This window comes from Actinoplanes campanulatus, assembly GCF_014647795.1.
Lineage (GTDB): Bacteria > Actinomycetota > Actinomycetes > Mycobacteriales > Micromonosporaceae > Actinoplanes > Actinoplanes campanulatus.
Genome location: NZ_BMPW01000075.1, coordinates 1 through 1,128 on the forward strand (window position 1 = coordinate 1; position 1,128 = coordinate 1,128).

The 1,128-nt window shown below is 68.1% G+C and carries 1 protein-coding gene; it reads right to left on the reverse strand.

The features are described 5' to 3' along the window. Positions 1-186 precede the first annotated feature (186 nt). Positions 187-1,128, reverse strand: a 942-nt coding sequence (locus tag IEZ13_RS46100) for a pectinesterase family protein (RefSeq protein ID WP_189285811.1), incomplete at its 5' end; no start/stop codon positions are given.

A 1,128-nucleotide genomic window follows, 5' to 3' on the forward strand; every position in this document is an offset into this window, starting at 1 on the left:
TGGAGCAGGGCACCGTCAGCAGTCGATGCACCCGGCACGTCGAGGCACATGCCGGACTTGGTCACCTTGAGCTGATAGACGACACCCGTTGCCGGGGCGGCCTGGGCCGGCGAGGGGCCGAGACCGATCAGTACGGACGCCGCCAGTAACACGGCCGCGAAGAACCTGCGCATGATCACTCCCTTCTCATCCGACCGGGTTCCAGCCGTCGGTGCCGGCCAGGTACCTCTGCGGGGTGTAGTTGGCCGCGGTGGCGTCGCTCATCTGCGGCCGGTTGCCGTTGATCGTGGCGCCGGATCCGGTGTTCTTGTATTCGAAGAACCGGGCGTTGGTCCACACGTTGGAGGACATGTTGATCCACGGCTGCGCGGTGGCGATGGTGGCGCTCAGGCTGGTCTCCCGGTAGAGGACCTGGGCGTCCGGCCCCCACGGGCGGCCGAGCTGCGTGGTGTTGCTGGTCGCGCCGGTGACCGTGCACCGGTAGAAGAGGAATCCGTAGGCGTTGGCGGCGTCGGTCCGGGCCGCCGTGATCGGGCCGCCGGTGCTGCGTTTCTGGTAGACGGCGGTGTTCTGGAAGACGGCCGTGCCGCTGCCGAAGATGAAGTCGACGGTGCCCTCGACGTAGCTGTTCTTCACGTAGTGCCGGTGGTTGTTGACCAGCAGCGTGTCCTGGGCGCCGAGGAAGCGGACGTTGTCGAAGACCGACCGGTCGCCGTTGAGGTTGGCGGCGACGGCCTGGCTGCCCTCGCCGTAGTCGTTGGAGATGGTCAGGTTGGTGGCGGCGAAGTTGGCGCCGTTGACGAAGACGGTGGCGCTGCCCGAGGTGCCCCAGCCGCCGGCCGAGCTGTGGTTGTTGACGATCACCGTCTGGCCGGGGGCGCTGCCGAGGCCCTGGAGGGTGACGTAGGGCTTGTTCGACGGGACGGTGACGATCTCGCGGTAGGTGCCCGGGGCGATCGTGATGACGCGCCGGGTGGTGTTGTCGGCCGGGACGGCGTCGATGGCGGCCTGCACTGTCGTGTACTGACCGCTGCCGTCGGCCGCGACCGTCGCGCCGGCCGTGCTGGTGGTGACGAAGCCCCACTGTTTGTTGGTGTTGGCGGTGCACGTCTCCTGGATGATCGCCCC